Genomic DNA, 15,093 nt, shown 5'->3' with positions numbered 1-15,093 from the left:
GGGCTCGACCCACGCTATACCCCTATAAACTACAGCTAAGTGCTTCAACCGAGCGGAAATAGCTTTGATCCCAGTCGGCGCGCCGATGCTGTTGCGGCCAGCGCTGGTTTCAGGCTAACCCCTGAGCATGTTTGAACAGACCTTCAAGAATATCGACGACGTCCTGCGCAAAGAGGCGGGGTGTACGACGGAGCTCGATTATACCGAGCAAACCAGCTGGATATTGTTCCTCAAATATCTCGACGAGTTGGAGGGTGATCGCGAGATTGAGGCGGAACTGCGCGGCCAGCCCTATGCGCCGATCATCGACGCCGATCATCGCTGGAGCGTGTGGGCTGCACCCAAGGATGCGGCGGGCAAATTCGATCACAACGCCGCGCTGACCGGGCCGGACCTGGTCGACTATGTCGACAAGACCCTGTTCCCCTATCTGCAAGGTTTCAAACAGCGTGCGCCTGCGCCCGATACAATCGAGTACAAGATCGGCGAGATTTTCGGCGAGATCAAAAACCGGTTCGGCAGCGGATATTCCCTCCGCGACGCGCTGGAGCTGATCGATCAGCTATCGTTCCGCTCGCAGGATCAGAAGCATGAGCTGAGCCATCTTTACGAAGCCAAGATCAAGAATATGGGCAATGCCGGGCGCAATGGCGGCGAATATTACACCCCTCGCCCGCTGATCCGCGCGATGATCAAGGTGGTGAAGCCCCGAATTGGGGAAAAGATATATGACGGCGCGGTGGGATCGGCGGGGTTCCTGTGCGAAGCTTATGACTATCTCAAGCCCCTCGCCAAATCGACCGGTGACAATGACACGCTTCAGCGCCGCACCTTTTACGGCAAGGAGAAAAAGAGCCTCGCTTATGTGATCGCGATCATGAACATGATCCTGCACGGCATAGAGGCCCCCAACATCCTGCACACCAATACGCTGGGTGAGAATATCAACGATACTCAGGAAAAGGACCGCTATGATGTGATCCTTGCCAACCCGCCGTTCGGCGGCAAGGAGCGCCCGGAAATTCAGCAGAATTTCCCGATCAAGACGGGCGAAACCGCCTATCTGTTCCTGCAACATTTCATCAAGTCGTTGCGCGCGGGCGGGGCTGCCGCCGTCGTGATCAAGAATACCTTCCTGTCCAACACCGACAACGCCAGCGTGGCGCTGCGGCGCGAACTGCTGGAATCATGCCAACTGCACACCGTGCTGGATATGCCAGGCGGCACCTTCCAAGGCGCGGGCGTGAAAACCGTGGTGCTGTTCTTCGAAAAGGGCGAGCCGACCCGGAAGATCTGGTATTACCGGCTCGATCCGGGCCGCACGATGGGCAAGACCAGCGCGCTCAACGATGCCGACATGGCGGACTTTATCGAGAAGCAGGCCGGCTTCGCCGATGGGCCGAACAGCTGGAGCGTGGCGGCGGATGCGATTGACCCCGCCACCTGCGACCTGACCGTGCGCAACCCCAATGCTCCCGAAGCCGAACCGCTGCGCAGCCCGCAGTTGATACTGGACGAGATCGCCACGCTGGATGCCGAGAGTGCGGCAATTCTGACGCGGGTGAGGGAATTGCTGTGAGGTCAGCCACACTCGGCGCAGTCTGTGAGTTCAAGCCTGCGAAGCGGCTTGCAAAGGTCAATCTGTCGGAAACCGACCCCGTCTCATTCGTCCCGATGAATGCGTTGGGCATCCACAAAATGAATCTGGTTCCACACGAGCAACGCTCTCTGTCCGAGGTGATAGGTTCCTACACCTATTTCGCGGACGGCGACGTTCTACTCGCGAAGATCACGCCCTGCTTCGAGAACGGCAAGTTAGGCGTTGCACGAGGGCTGACCAATGGCGTGGGGTTTGGATCAAGCGAGTTTATAGTAATTCGACCAAGCCACGAAATACTTCCTGAATATCTTTATTATTTCCTCGAACGCGAAGAGGTGCGCCAAACCGGCGCGAAGGTCATGACTGGGGCGGTGGGACATAAACGTGTTCCACAAGAGTTCATTGAATCTCTAGAAATCACGTTACCATCCCTCGAAGAACAGCGGCGGATTGTGGCGGTGCTGGATGAGGCCTTCGCCGCCATCACCACCGCAACCGCCAACGCCGAAAAAAACCTCGCCAATGCGAGGGAGCTATTCGAGGCACTCCTGCGCGAGACGCTTGCGGATGCGGACGGTGAAGAAACCTCGCTCGGTGACGCAGCCAACATCAAAGTAGGTTTCGCCTTCAAGAGCAACGGCTACACAACCCAAGCCGATAGCATTCGTCTCGTGCGGGGCGACAACATCGTACAGGGCCGCTTTCGCTGGGATGATGTCAAACGGTGGCCCGGCGACAAAGCCGCTGAATACGCCGACTACAGCCTTGCAGTAGATGACGTGCTTCTTGCGATGGACCGCACTTGGGTCAAAGCTGGATTAAAATTTGCCGTAGTTGGCCCTGAGGATGTACCAAGTTTGCTCGTCCAGCGAGTTGCCCGGCTGCGGACCAAGAAGACTACATCGTCGGAATACATCGCCCTGCAAATCGCCTCTGCGGCTTTCATTGAATATGTGCTGGGAATCCAGACGGGCCTTGGAGTGCCCCACATCAGTGGTAAGCAGATTGCCGATTTCCGTTTCGTATTACCCGACCGCGCGAAACAGGATGAAATTGTACGCAGAACGAAGATGGCAAAGGAAAGCTGCGAAGGGTTGGCTCGCAGTTATGAGAGCAGGCTGCTGCAGCTTGCCGCTCTCAAGCAATCTCTCCTGCACCGCGCCTTCACCGGCGAACTGACGGTAGCGGTTGCGACGCAAAACACGTCAGTCGCCAATGACAATTTCGCCAAGCCGCAAGGCACAGCGCAAATTATCGCCTTTGCATATCGCCGCCACCAAATGCAGGGGCAACAGCAGACCTATGGTCGCGTTAAAGCTCAGAAATCCCTCCATCTGGTCGAAAGCATCGGCGGCATCGACCTTGGGCGTCAGCCAATGAAAGACGCGGCGGGGCCGAACGACTTCCCGCACATGCTCTGCGCCGAAGAATGGGCAGAAGCACAAGGCTTTTTCAAATTTGTGCCGCGCGCCAGCGGCAACGGCTATGATTTCAAGAAACTCGCCAATTATGACGCCTTATGGGCGGATACCGTTGCAGCAACCGAACGTGTTGCGACGGCGCTTGAAAAGGCAATTGATCCTATCGTGCCGATGGTATCGCTCGATGCCGAGGTCTTCGCCACTGTCCACGCGGCATGGAATAATTTGATCCGCGATGATGTCGCCATCACCGATGATACTATCGTCAAGGCTGCTCGAGACGACTGGCATTCGGCAAAGCTGAAAATCCCCGAACATAAATTCCGTGAAGCCATCCGCACAATCAAAGCCAAAGGCATGGAGCCGGACGGTCGGGCAAAATATGTTGGTGGACAGGTGAAGCTGATTTGAACGAAGCCGAAACCCGCGCCGAACTGATCGACCCCGCGCTCGCTGCCGCTGGCTGGGGCGTGGTGGACGGCAGCAAGACGCGGCGGGAAGTCATCGCTCCCGGCCGGTTAACTGGGTCTGGTAAGCGCAGCACAGCCAAGGCGGCAGACTATGTGCTGGTCTATCGCAACACCAAACTCGCCAGCGTCGAAGCCAAGGCGGCGACAAAGGACGTGGGCGAAGGTGTGGGACAGGCCAAGGACTATGCCGAACGCCTGCAAACTCGCTTTGCCTATGCCACCAATGGCGCGGCGATCTATCGCATCGATATGGCGACCGGCCGGGAAGGACTGGTGGACCTTTGGCCAACGCCGCAAGAGCTTTGGGATGCCACCTTCTCCGAGGCGAACGACTGGCGTGATCGCTTTGCCGCCGTGCCCTATGAAACCGGCGGGAAGTTCGATCCGCGCTATTACCAATATAACGCCATCGAAAAGACGCTGGCAGCTGTCGCGGCGGGCAAGGACCGAGTGCTGCTGACCCTCGCCACCGGCACCGGTAAGACCGCCGTCGCTTTCCAGATCGCGTGGAAGCTGTTTCAGGCGCGGTGGAACCTGAGTGACTGGAAGGCGGGGACGGTACCGACACGCCGCCCGCGCATCCTGTTCCTGGCCGACCGCAACATCCTAGCCGATCAGGCTTACAATAGCTTTTCCGCCTTCGATCCTGATGCGCTGGTGCGGATTACTCCGGCTGAGATTCGCAAGAAGGGTCGCGTGCCAAAGAATGGCAGTATTTTCTTCACAATTTTCCAGTCGGTGCTGTCCGACGGAGGAACCGAAGAGGAACCGGCCTTCAACTATCAGGACTATCCGCCCAACTTCTTCGATTGCATCATGATTGACGAATGCCACCGCGCAGGGGCCAAGGATGGCAGCGAATGGCGTGGGATTCTCGACTATTTCAAGGCAGCCGTCCAGATCGGCCTGACCGCCACCCCCAAGCGCAAGGACAATGTCGATACTTATGCCTATTTCGGCGAGCCGGTTTACACCTATTCGTTGAAAGAGGGGATCAATGACGGGTATCTGACCCCGTTTAAGGTGGTCGAACTGGGAACGACGATCGACGACTATGTATATACCCCCGATGACGTGGTCGAGGCGGGCGAGATTGCCGAGGGCAAACGCTATACCGAGGGTGACTTCAACCGCATCATCGAGATGGAGGCACGCGAGCGATACCGCGTCAAAATCTTCATGGAGCGGATCAACCAGCGCGAAAAGACGCTGGTTTTTTGTGCAACACAGAAACACGCCGCGACTGTCCGCGACCTGATCAATCAGGCCAAGACGAGCACCGACCCCAATTACTGCGTCCGCGTCACCGCCAATGACGGCGCGATGGGCGAGCAATGGCTACGCGTCTTTCAGGACAACGACAAGACGGTGCCGACGATACTGACCACGTCGCAAAAGCTGTCCACCGGCGTCGATGCGCGCAACATCCGCAACATCGTGCTGATGCGGCCGGTAACCAACATGATTGAGTTCAAGCAGATCATTGGACGCGGCACACGGCTGTTCGACGGCAAAGATTATTTCACGATCTACGATTTCGTGAAGGCTTATGAGTTGTTTAATGACCCTGAATGGGATGGCGAGCCGATGGAGCCGCCGACATCGGGCGAACCAAGAAAAAAGGGTGACGAACCGCCACCGCCCGATGAGCCGCCGTCGCACGGGCCGGATGAGCCGCCTTGGCTCCAAGCTAAACTCGTGATCAGGCTAGCCGACGGCAAGGAACGCACGTTCCAACATATGAGCGCGACAACGTTTTGGGACGCGTCGGGTAAGCCGATTTCCGCCGCGCAATTTGTTCAGAACCTGTTCGGCAAGCTGCCAGAATTGTTCCGCGATGAAGACGATCTCCGCCGCATCTGGGGGCAGCCGGACACCCGTGCGGCATTGGTCGCCGGATTGGCCGAACGCGGCTTTGATGGCGAGGCATTGGCCTCGGTTAGAAAAATGATCGACGCCGACGATTGCGACCTGTTCGACGTGCTCAACTACATCGCCCATACTAAAGCACCGATCAAGCGCGCCGAACGTGCGGCCGCGCACCGCACGAGCATCCTGTCACGCTATGACGCCAAGCAGCAGGCGTTCCTCGATTTTGTGCTGTCGCAGTATGTGGCCGAGGGCGAAGAGGAGCTTGGCACCGATAAGCTGCCCGATTTGCTCGACCTGAAATATGGCTCGCCGTCGGACGCGGTGCGGGAACTAGGAAGCGTTGCGGATATCCGTTCAACCTTCACCGGATTTCAGAAAGGCCTCTACGAGGCCTAATTCTAACACAATGAGGAATTCCATGGGTAAAGGGAGTTATCTGGGCGGCTCCACGGTCGGACGTGGCGATGTTAAAAAGGCCGCAGGAAAATCATCTCGTTTCTCATCAAAAATGATGGAAGCGTACAAATTGCGCACGATGACTGCCACCGAACGCAAAGCATACCAACGAAGAAAGCGTCAAAATGAGCAAGCGCTTGCTACGAGCCTAGAAGCGAGCAAGCCAGTGGTCATTACCAAACTGGATGTGCGATTGCTTCCTATGCTGAAGCCTGGCGACGTCTTGCCCGCAAGTGAACTCAAATCCATGACGAGGCTTGCAAAGGCCCGATCGTCGCTAGCAGGCATAAAGAAAAAAAGTTGAGGGTCTCTTCGAGGCTTGCTCGGCCAGCATCGCCTCTGGGTGCTGACGAAAGACGAATGCCGTTGACCGATTATCACGATCTACGACCCACAAAAGATTGCGTTTACTAGCAGAGAGTTTGACTTTGCGAATTGTGTCATGGAACTGCCGGAGGGCCACTGCAACCAGCGGCGTGTGGAATTACCTGCTCGCACTTGCCCCCGATGTCGCCATTTTGCAGGAAGTTTCGGGATTGCCCGAAGCTATCACTTCGACTTTCGCCGTCGAGACTGTGAGACCGATCACCAAAGACGGAAGAGGACAGCGCTTTTCGACTATCGTGTTGGTGAGAGGCGGGATTTCCCAGGCACGACCACTAACCTCTGGCGTGCCTTGGATCGCGACGCTGCTCGACCGGTTCGCCGGCAATCTTTCCCAAATGACAGTTCAAATCCCGGGGATCCCGCCTATCGATCTGATTGCTGTTTACAGTCCTGCTTGGCCCATAGACCGGGCGATTTGGGCCTCAGAAGAAAGTGACGGCGTTAAACTCGAACTCAATGCGGATTTGTGGGTCGCTGATCTTCTGCATGCGGCGTTGAAAGAACGGCCGCCATCCGCCGCCGAATGGCTCGTCGTCGCGGGCGACCTCAATCTTTGCGAGAGTTTTGACTGGGGGCGGAAGCCGCGCGGCAACCTGGAATACCTGACGCGATTGAACGCTCTCGGCTTAACAGATGCACTACGCTTCTCGCAAGGAGCGCTGACTCCGACGTTTAAGGGAGCGCGCAGCGCCATCGTCGCTAATCAACTCGATTACATCTTTTTGACCGAAACACTTTCATCAAGACTTCGATCTTGTGGCGTTGGAGCAATCGCGGACGTGATCGGCAAATTGAGTGACCATCTGCCCGTCATCGCCGACATTCGGGATTGAGGCTTAACACGCGGGTAGTATCGCCGCGATCGTGCCACTGCCCGTTCGCGCGGGAATAGCGGTATCTTATATGAAACGCTCTCAGCCCAAAGTTCGTCAGCCTTTCATATGAAGGATGTATGGCTCAATCCGAAGCACGTCCGCGATCCTGCCAAGCGAACGCACAGACGGTTTCGCGTACCGCTTTCTGGCTCGCTCACAAAGCTGTGCTCTATCCGCAACGAATTTCTCTTTGCTGCGACCGTGGCGAGCGGTACAAACGATAGAAAGGGGGAAATTTTGTCTGATTTGAACTTAAGTGATGCTGAGCAGCGCGCGCTTGTCGATGCCCATGGCGTAGAAGAGGAGTCGGTTGACGAAGATTTGGATCTGACCCACCCGTTTGATCCGAGCAAAATTCGCGTCACTACCGAGCCAAGAACGATCGACCTTCTTGTGCGCCGTATCAACCACGGCGAAATTGACCTTGCACCCGCATTTCAACGGCGAGCTCGGCTTTGGAAACTGCATAAAAAGGGGCAATTGATCGAGTCAATTTTACTGAGAATCCCGCTCCCAGTTTTTTATGTCTCAGCCACCGAAGACGATCTCTGGGCAGTGGTGGACGGCTTGCAGCGACTGACCACCATACACGATTTCATGTCAGACGCCTTCCCTCTGTCGGGGCTTGAATATTTAGAGCAACTCGACGGTATGACGTTTTCAAAGTTGCCGCGTCCTATGCAACGGCGCATCGAAGAAACCTCTCTTCTGATTAACATCATCCAGCCCGGAACGCCGGACGAGGTGATGATAAATATCTTCCGTCGCCTAAATACCGGCGGCCTACCACTTACGGGGCAGGAAATTCGAAACGCTTTGTACAAGGGCCAAGTCAGGGAGTTTCTTGCTGAAATGGTGGCAACACCAGAATTTATAAGTGCGACTGACGGTCGCGTGAGTGATGACCGCATGGACGCACAAGAATGTGTCCTAAGGTTTGCAGCGTTCTACACAAATGGCTGGAAAGCGTATGATCGCAATGATCTCGACGCATATCTTAGTGAGGCGATGCGCCAGCTCAATGCGTTGCCCGCCGCAGACCTCGCAGCCATCGGCACTCAATTTAAAGTCGCGATGCAGACTGCTTATCAAATTTTTGACAAAGACGCGTTTCGGAAGCGATACGATATTAACGCAGACCGGAAGCCGGTAAGTAAGGCTTTGTTCGAATCTTGGAGTGTAAGTTTAGCGGAGTTGACCGATGCAGAGCGGGAAAAGCTTATCTCGCAAAGAGCACTTCTGATCGATAAATTCATTGAAACGATGCGAGACGACAGGTTCTTCGAAGTTTCCATTTCTTCATCAACCGGTACTGTGCAGCGGGTTCACAAAAGATTTGGTGCGATTGAAGAAGTCATAGTTTCTGCTCTGGAATCGGAAGAAGTTAAAAATGCTTAAGAGCCTCCGTCTTGGCAATTTTAAATGCTTTGAGGATGAAACGTTTTCACTTGGGGCTTTGACAGTTCTGTCCGGTATAAATGGTGCCGGAAAAAGTAGTGTTGTCCAGGCTCTTTTGATCCTTCGTCAAGTATTGATGAAGGAAACTTTTATAGATCCCATCGTCAGCCTTTCAGGAGAGTTGGTAGATATTGGCCGAGCCAGCGATATTTTGTTCACAGACGCTGAAGAGGATCTGATCTTTATTGAGGTAAATTTAGAATCGTCAAAATTATCTTTGGCGTGGATGGTTAACACCGAAACCGGTGAAGCCTCTTGGGCAAATTTTGATGAGGTCAGAGAACGATTTGATGAATTTTCGCAGGATGCGTGCGGACTTTTCAATGGTGCCTCTGTAATCCACACAAAGGTGGGCGGGTTTAACTATTTGAATGCCGAGAGGCTCGGCCCGCGAAAAGCGCTGACGCTTGGCGATAATCACGCAAGGCTATTGGATGTCGGAAAACATGGAGAACATGTGTTCGACGGTCTTTTAAGACACGGCGTGACGACAATTCTGGCAAGTGGTGATGCGAGACGCAATGCTCGTGCGCAAGGCGACCGGCTGCGAGATCAAGTTGAGGCATGGCTTGAAGAGATTAGTCCCGGCGTCCAGTTATCCATCAGGGGTGTCCCAGAGGCAGATATAGCGATGGGCTCATTTACATTTGGCCGAGAAGGCGCGCTAAGATCCCCCGAATACCGCCCTACTAACGTTGGATTTGGTTTGAGTTACGTTCTCCCAGTTTTGGTTTCGCTCCTCTCAGCACCGAAAGGCGGACTGGTAGTTATAGAGAACCCGGAAGCGCACCTTCATCCGCGGGGCCAAACTATGATGGGCGACCTTTGCGCTCGCGCAGCCGCTGCCGGAGTGCAGGTTATCATTGAGACACATAGCGACCACGTTCTCGACGGAGTGAGGCTTGCAGTTCAGGCTGGCGTTCTCAGTCGTTTAGATGCCGTAATCCATTATCTCTCTCAGGAAAATGGTCGGTCCGTTCGAAGAAGTCCCGTCATCGACGATGATGGTAGATTGTCGGAATGGCCTGAGGGGTTTTTTGACCAGCACCGCAAAAATGCGGCCCAGCTCATTCGCCCAAAACGCAGTTAATATGTCACAGTACGTATTGAACGCCTCGTCACTTCGTCCAGACGAAACAGAACTGGCGGAAGGGAGATCCCTAACCGCGACATTGCTTCAAACGATTGCGGAGCTGGATTCGCAATTGGGAGGGCCTGCACGACCGTTAAAGCTGCCGCAACACGCGTGGGATTTGATACTGGCGAGGGGGGACCAAGGCGAAGAACTCTCGCTTGGCGACTATGCGTATGAATTTTACAGCAGCGCAGAAACGTATGATCTAGCGGTTTTCTTTGATGCCCTTTTACAGCACGCGCCTGCCGCCGACATGCTGGATGATGAAACCGTTGAGGCAATCTTGCGACTGACGCCAGATGCCCCAGCGGCCGGATTCGAAATGCTCTATGAAGCGATTTGCGCGGCAGACTGTGACGCAATGCAGTGCGCGGTTACAGGGGGAACTTTGCTAAGCCTCGATTTTCCATTTTGGGATTTCGATCGGGCCGCTGTTATGTGCCAAGGTTCGCAAGTAGAAATTGATCATGCCAGCCGCTTAGCTCATGTGGATGCGATCGTTGGTCGGAGACATGATGCCGTGCTAGCGAACCTCACCCAACAGAATTTCAACGTGCTCCGCGCGCAAGCTTTCCCAGCCCTTCTTTGGGGCCAAGACATACCGAAGCAAATTTCGGAATTTCCTACAGAATATCTGCAACTCGCATTCAAGCGCCTCGCGAAGCTGGATGGTATCGCGCGGGGGTGGCAAGACACGGCTACACAGCTGCCGGACTTTTCTGACATTGAGATCAAGCCAGAATCGGATTTAACAATGCAGAACTATGGTGCCGCTCGGCGATTCAGATCATCCGCAGGCCCCATTGTTACATATGAGCTTCACGCGAACATCGGAAGGGGAACGAGGATACATCTGTTGATAAACGAAGCTGATAGAACTATTGAAATAGGATATATCGGTACTCATTTGCCAACTTGGAAATTCAATTAAACTATTTTAAAAAGACTTTCGTCTGGGCACAGGTCATCGACGACATCTTTTTCCTCAGCAGCGGCGTTCATTCGGCATAATACGGGACAGACACCTAGGCCAACTGCCTCCTGTTAGTCGAGCAAATCGCCTAATCGACACTCGAGCGCTACCGCAACCCGATCAACCACCGCGATCGTTGGGTTTTTCACGTTGCGCTCAATTCCGCTAATGTAGGTGCGATCAAGCCCTGCCTCATCGGCGAGAGCTTCCTGCGACCAACCGCGCTCTTTGCGCAGCCGCTTCATGTTCACAGCCAATCGTTGCCTAACGTCCATCTTCCAGGGTGGGCCAGAATGTTGTCGATTGGACCACGGACGATGAATCTCATTTTTACTAGCCTTGGCCAATGCCGTCGGTAACGTGAACCGTCGGTGATGGCCTCATCACGCCCAAGATCGGGCATCACCAAGAGGAGCAAGCAATGAACCATCTCTTCAAAGTCGTCGTAATCGCCGCGTTACTTTCAGGATGCGGAACAGACCCTGTCGCAGATTCTGAGGACAAATCTGCTGCGGCAGCGGCGATCAAGGATACGCCGCCCATTGCCTACGGAAAATCAGGCGCTGCGTCGGACATGGAAGTTACGGTGATTTCCGTCGAGCAGAAGGAGTTGATCGGTCCGAAGGGTTTTGGCGATGAAGCGGCGCCGGGCGAGACCTTTGTCGTGGTCCGTTACACCGTAAAGAATTTGAGCAAGAAACCTCTCATGCGCCCCGACTTCCCCGGCGTCGAACTGATTGACGGCACCGACCAAGGCTATGCGGAAGACAGGCAGGCCGCCGTGCTTGAAGCGGCTCTGAACGACGATCTGCAAAGCTCAGGTGACCTGAATCCGAATATCAGCGCCAAGCTAACCTCGGTGTGGAAGGTCGATCGCACTTCTTTCGATCCGGCAGTCTGGCGTCTCAAAGTCTCCTTCGACGAAGGGTTCAGCGCGAAGCTGGATAAGGCCGCGAAGTGGCCGTTAGATTCCGACGGTGCGCCGCCGTTGTTGTTCAAGCTGAAATGAATGGCCGGACGATCGGGCTTCTCGCCGCAACCCACGTCGTCGCCCTTGGCGTCGGTTATGTCGCCGCGCCGAAGCAACTGCTGGACGGCGAGGTCAAACACACCGGGCTCTTCACCGTGGACACCACCAAAGTCCTCGTGACCACTGTCGAAAGCCTGCGGGAGGAAAGCAAACTGCTGGTCTTCACGTACAAGGGCACCGCCAAGGTACAGGCCGGTCACACCGTTCTCTGGCTCTTTGGCGGGGAGCAGGAACTGATCGTGCCTGCGGTCGTGACCTACCATCTCGACCTGTCCGATCTCAGCCTTGCCGACGTTCGGTACGATGAGAAGGCGAAGCTGGTGACGGTGAAGCTGCCCAAGGTCACGCTCGGGGAAATCGCGTTCCAGCCTGAAAACGCCACGACTATCAACGGCGGCGTCCTGACTTTCTCGGACGAACAGGTCGAGGCGCTTCGGAAGGCAAACTACAAAAATGCGCGGCGTGCAATGATCGCTCAAGCGCAACAACCGGGCTTGCTCAACGCGGCAAAGCGGCTGGCCCGGACCAACGTCGAAAGTTACTTCGCCATCCCGCTGCGCATCGCGGGCCTGCCCGACGTGAAGGTTGCGGCGACCTTCGACTAAACCAGAATATCATCATCAACCAACGGCCTCGGGAGAAATCTCGGGGCCTTTTTGCATTCAAGGAGATTAGACATGATTTCAATTCGCAGCACGGCCGATATGGCCCGAGCGCTGGCGTCACCGCTTGACGCCGATCTATTGCAGCTGCTGGCGCTGCGGCGCGACCAGTTGCTCGAACATGACGGGTACGATCTGGGCGAGCTCGCTCATTTCATCGTAGCCGAACCGAACGACACGATTGCAGCGGTCGAGGGGGTGATGGGGGTGCCGCTCGCCAAAAACCTTGTGGACGGCAGCAAGTATGGCGAGCCCGGCTTCACCTCCAATTTTGAATATGTGGAGTGCCACGGCGCTTGGTTCGAAGCGGTGACCATCGTCAGCGACGACGGCTTCGGCATCGTGCTGCTCGTTCCCGATCGGCCGGGCACAGACCCAGCCTTGCTTGGGCTGGTCCGCGACCACGCCTGACCCCAACCACCATCGCCAACAACCGCAAGCGTCCAGGCATGATCCCTCGGGCGCTTTTTCTTTGCCCGAAGGGAATTCTACCATGCTGCATTTTTACGATCGCGCCGGTTTCGCGTACGCGCTGACCCTCGACCTGGAGACAAACCTTAGTCGCCTTCTTGCCGAACGCATTGGGGCGCTAACCGAAGACCTGATCGATTTCACCGAATATCTCGTCGTCCAGCGGGGCGACACCGAAGCCGACATCATCCGACACATTGGGCTGTCACCGCTGATTGAACCGATGGACAACGTCCGGTTTGGAAAACCTGGCTTTCGCCCTCGCTGGGATTGGCTCGGCAAGCACGAGGGCTGGTACGAGTTGATTTTCACGTTCGGCAGCGCCTTTGCCTATGTACTTTTCATCGAGGATGACGGGCGCAAACAAACTGAGATTCTGGAAATGTGCAGGTGTTATGCTTGAGGTCTTGAAACCTCGTGTGCCACACCTATCTTGGTTCGCGCGCTGTCTATCGGCTCGCTTCGGCGACCTCTACTTTTGACAACACCTACGGCATTAGCCCCCAGCGCGAACCGATCCTTGATCGTTTGACTTCGAGCAACAGACTCGAATTTATAGGTGTTATACATGCATAAAGACCACATCGATTACGTGCGGGAGCGCTTGGCTGCCGCATCGGGTGCTATGGAATTTGAACCCGACATAATGATGGACTTGAGCCAGATTGAATTTGGCTCACTTCCCGTCGTATTGGCCGCCCTGATCGGTCGCGGAAACCGAGACAAGAATAACATTCGGGGTTTCCTGGATTATCGAAATTGCCCTTACGAATGGGAAATCATCGAGTTTGTTCTCGATCATTTCGAAGGTAAAAATCCAACATTGTGCCTTTGGTCGGTCGACAAGGCCGGGGTTTACAATCTGATTGCTAAGCCGTGGTCCAAATATGACTGATGCCGTGTGCACGCCGCGCGGCGCAGGGCCGAAAAGCTGATTTCTGAAAAACTGCCCCGTCGTCGACCGGTCTCCCCCGGTCGGCGGCGGCTTTTGCGTTGCTCGCGGTGGCTCTGACCAAGTCCGAACTTTGCGGGTGAAGACATCTCTACGCCGACATGGCGACGCGGTCAGACTTAATTCTGATGGAGATATGTATGAGCGATCCCAGTGCCAAACCGGCACCATCCCTCAAAAAGAAAAATCCCCTGCTCAAATTTACGCTGAAGGGGCAAGCCGCCAAACTCGAAGAGATGGCCATCGAACAGAAGCCGTTACTCGGCTCATTCTGCCTGACCGGGCAGGGGACGGTGTTATGCGCACCGCCTAACGCAGGTAAAACTCTGATCACATTGGCCATGCTGATCGAAGCCATCGAGGCCGAACGCATAGCTGGCAGCGATGTCTTCTATGTGGATGCTGACGACACGACCCAAGGCGTCGCCGACAAGGTCCGCGTCCTGGATGAATATGGCGTCCACATCGTGGCCGAAGGCTATCAGGGCTTTAAGGCACGCCTGCTGACGGCGGCAATCGAAGAGATGATTTTGGAGGGCACCGCTCGGGGCAAGTTTCTGATCCTCGACACCTTCAAGAAATTCACACAGCCGATGAGCAAAAGCGAAACCAGCGGCTTCACCGAAGTCATTCGCCGGTTCGTGCTCGCAGGCGGAACGCTGCTATGTCTTGCGCACACCAACAAGCATACCGACGCGAACGGCAAGAATGTGTTCGCTGGCGTCAGCGACATCATCGATGACTTGGACTGCGCTTATGTAATCGACGTCCAAGACGGCCGGGACGGAAAGCGCCTTGTCCAACTGACAAATAAGAAACGGCGCGGGAACGTGCCCGACAAGCTTACGTACGCCTACTCGCCGGAACCCGAACTCTCCTACATAGAGCGCCTGACGTCTGTCCACGAAACCGACGGCTATGACGGCGGAGCCGACGACGTCCTCGACTATAAAACGCAAGACAATGAAATTCTCCAGGCGTTGGCCTTATCGATCCAGCATGGCGGTGAGCGCGGGAAAATGGAAATTGTCCGTAGCGTCGCGGACCACGATAAAGTCTCTAAGCGCCGCGTCCTTAAGCTGCTCGAGAAGTATGTCGGGGAGGACACCGACAAACACTTCTGGCGTTATGTGGTGCGTGCTCGCGGCATTCACGTGTTCGAGTTGATCCGGCCGATCGACAACCTCACTGCCACGCTGTCCTCGCCGGGGTGGACGGGGTGAACGGCAGAATTCAGCTCTCAGCTTTCCGCGTGTGTGCCGCTTGCCGCCACGCTGGGCAAGCGCCATCGAATTGCTAACCCTTCCTTCGACTTAGCTGACGAGCATCGA

The 15,093-nt window shown here is 55.4% G+C and carries 15 protein-coding genes; 14 read left to right on the top strand and 1 reads right to left on the bottom strand.

The annotated features are described in order from the left end of the window. The first annotated feature begins 127 nt into the window (after window positions 1–127). The 8 genes from ACQY6T_RS07455 (at window position 128) to ACQY6T_RS07420 (ending at window position 10,605) form a co-directional block, all read left to right on the top strand. Window positions 128–1,579 carry an N-6 DNA methylase gene (locus tag ACQY6T_RS07455; RefSeq protein ID WP_428629955.1) on the top strand — a complete coding sequence of 484 codons (1,452 nt, stop codon included), beginning with the start codon at window positions 128–130 and terminating at the stop codon, window positions 1,577–1,579. Continuing rightward, complete coding sequence (locus ACQY6T_RS07450) at window positions 1,576–3,432, top strand: restriction endonuclease subunit S (protein WP_428629953.1); 1,857 nt, start codon at window positions 1,576–1,578, stop codon at window positions 3,430–3,432. Before ACQY6T_RS07455 ends, ACQY6T_RS07450 begins: the two co-directional genes overlap by 4 nt. Then, window positions 3,429–5,759, top strand: coding sequence for an EcoAI/FtnUII family type I restriction enzme subunit R (hsdR, locus tag ACQY6T_RS07445; protein WP_428629951.1), 2,331 nt, complete (start codon window positions 3,429–3,431; stop codon window positions 5,757–5,759). The genes ACQY6T_RS07450 and hsdR overlap by 4 nt, the downstream gene beginning before the upstream one ends. Window positions 5,760–5,781: 22 nt before the next feature. Continuing rightward, window positions 5,782–6,123, top strand: a complete 342-nt coding sequence (locus tag ACQY6T_RS07440) for a hypothetical protein (protein ID WP_428629949.1) — start codon at window positions 5,782–5,784, stop codon at window positions 6,121–6,123. 133 nt (window positions 6,124–6,256) lie between these two features. After that, window positions 6,257–7,039, top strand: coding sequence for an endonuclease/exonuclease/phosphatase family protein (locus ACQY6T_RS07435; protein WP_428629947.1), 783 nt, complete (start codon window positions 6,257–6,259; stop codon window positions 7,037–7,039). Window positions 7,040–7,147: 108 nt separating this feature from the next. Beyond that, window positions 7,148–8,479 (top strand): DUF262 domain-containing protein, encoded by a 1,332-nt coding sequence (locus ACQY6T_RS07430; RefSeq protein WP_428629946.1) that lies wholly within the window; start codon window positions 7,148–7,150, stop codon window positions 8,477–8,479. After that, entirely contained in the window at window positions 8,472–9,629 is a 1,158-nt protein-coding gene (locus ACQY6T_RS07425; RefSeq protein WP_428629944.1) for a DUF3696 domain-containing protein, read from the top strand. Before ACQY6T_RS07430 ends, ACQY6T_RS07425 begins: the two co-directional genes overlap by 8 nt. Then, window positions 9,577–10,605: a hypothetical protein gene (locus tag ACQY6T_RS07420; RefSeq protein WP_428629942.1), complete on the top strand. Its 1,029-nt coding sequence runs from the start codon at window positions 9,577–9,579 to the stop codon at window positions 10,603–10,605. The genes ACQY6T_RS07425 and ACQY6T_RS07420 overlap by 53 nt, the downstream gene beginning before the upstream one ends. 113 nt (window positions 10,606–10,718) lie before the next feature. Here the strand turns inward: ACQY6T_RS07420 and ACQY6T_RS07415 are convergent, their stop codons facing one another. Further along, a complete protein-coding gene (locus tag ACQY6T_RS07415; protein WP_428630396.1) occupies window positions 10,719–10,898 on the bottom strand; it encodes a helix-turn-helix domain-containing protein in 180 nt (59 codons plus the stop codon). A 170-nt stretch (window positions 10,899–11,068) separates the two neighbouring features. On the opposite strand from ACQY6T_RS07415, the gene ACQY6T_RS07410 reads away from it, so the two are divergent. From ACQY6T_RS07410 to ACQY6T_RS07385, 6 genes are all read left to right on the top strand, one after another. Beyond that, entirely contained in the window at window positions 11,069–11,656 is a 588-nt protein-coding gene (locus ACQY6T_RS07410) for a hypothetical protein (protein ID WP_428629940.1), read from the top strand. Then, window positions 11,653–12,282 (top strand): DUF4230 domain-containing protein, encoded by a 630-nt coding sequence (locus ACQY6T_RS07405; RefSeq protein ID WP_428629939.1) that lies wholly within the window; start codon window positions 11,653–11,655, stop codon window positions 12,280–12,282. The genes ACQY6T_RS07410 and ACQY6T_RS07405 overlap by 4 nt, the downstream gene beginning before the upstream one ends. 72 nt (window positions 12,283–12,354) lie before the next feature. Further along, entirely contained in the window at window positions 12,355–12,750 is a 396-nt protein-coding gene (locus tag ACQY6T_RS07400; protein ID WP_428629937.1) for a hypothetical protein, read from the top strand. 82 nt (window positions 12,751–12,832) lie between these two features. Next, window positions 12,833–13,213 carry a hypothetical protein gene (locus ACQY6T_RS07395; RefSeq protein WP_428629935.1) on the top strand — a complete coding sequence of 127 codons (381 nt, stop codon included), beginning with the start codon at window positions 12,833–12,835 and terminating at the stop codon, window positions 13,211–13,213. A gap of 165 nt (window positions 13,214–13,378) precedes the next feature. Continuing rightward, the gene (locus tag ACQY6T_RS07390; protein WP_428629933.1) at window positions 13,379–13,705 is read left to right on the top strand and encodes a hypothetical protein; all 327 of its coding nucleotides are present in this window, start codon (window positions 13,379–13,381) and stop codon (window positions 13,703–13,705) included. 197 nt (window positions 13,706–13,902) lie between these two features. After that, window positions 13,903–14,985 (top strand): AAA family ATPase, encoded by a 1,083-nt coding sequence (locus ACQY6T_RS07385; RefSeq protein WP_428629931.1) that lies wholly within the window; start codon window positions 13,903–13,905, stop codon window positions 14,983–14,985. Window positions 14,986–15,093 lie beyond the last annotated feature (108 nt).

This window comes from Sphingopyxis sp. (assembly GCF_965279725.1).
GTDB lineage: Bacteria > Pseudomonadota > Alphaproteobacteria > Sphingomonadales > Sphingomonadaceae > Sphingopyxis.
Note: the sequence above shows the minus strand (reverse complement) of the source record. Positions and strands in the feature narration are given on the sequence as shown.

What these genes read in the sequence shown, in the direction of transcription:
- ACQY6T_RS07385 (WP_428629931.1), top strand. Translation starts at nt 13,903, where the DNA reads ATGAGCGATCCCAGTGCCAAACCGGCACCATCCCTCAAAAAGAAAAAT.
- ACQY6T_RS07405 (WP_428629939.1), top strand. Translation starts at nt 11,653, where the DNA reads ATGAATGGCCGGACGATCGGGCTTCTCGCCGCAACCCACGTCGTCGCC.
- ACQY6T_RS07390 (WP_428629933.1), top strand. Translation starts at nt 13,379, where the DNA reads ATGCATAAAGACCACATCGATTACGTGCGGGAGCGCTTGGCTGCCGCA.
- ACQY6T_RS07395 (WP_428629935.1), top strand. Translation starts at nt 12,833, where the DNA reads ATGCTGCATTTTTACGATCGCGCCGGTTTCGCGTACGCGCTGACCCTC.
- ACQY6T_RS07440 (WP_428629949.1), top strand. Translation starts at nt 5,782, where the DNA reads ATGGGTAAAGGGAGTTATCTGGGCGGCTCCACGGTCGGACGTGGCGAT.
- ACQY6T_RS07455 (WP_428629955.1), top strand. Translation starts at nt 128, where the DNA reads ATGTTTGAACAGACCTTCAAGAATATCGACGACGTCCTGCGCAAAGAG.
- ACQY6T_RS07410 (WP_428629940.1), top strand. Translation starts at nt 11,069, where the DNA reads ATGAACCATCTCTTCAAAGTCGTCGTAATCGCCGCGTTACTTTCAGGA.
- ACQY6T_RS07430 (WP_428629946.1), top strand. Translation starts at nt 7,148, where the DNA reads ATGAAGGATGTATGGCTCAATCCGAAGCACGTCCGCGATCCTGCCAAG.
- ACQY6T_RS07400 (WP_428629937.1), top strand. Translation starts at nt 12,355, where the DNA reads ATGATTTCAATTCGCAGCACGGCCGATATGGCCCGAGCGCTGGCGTCA.
- ACQY6T_RS07425 (WP_428629944.1), top strand. Translation starts at nt 8,472, where the DNA reads ATGCTTAAGAGCCTCCGTCTTGGCAATTTTAAATGCTTTGAGGATGAA.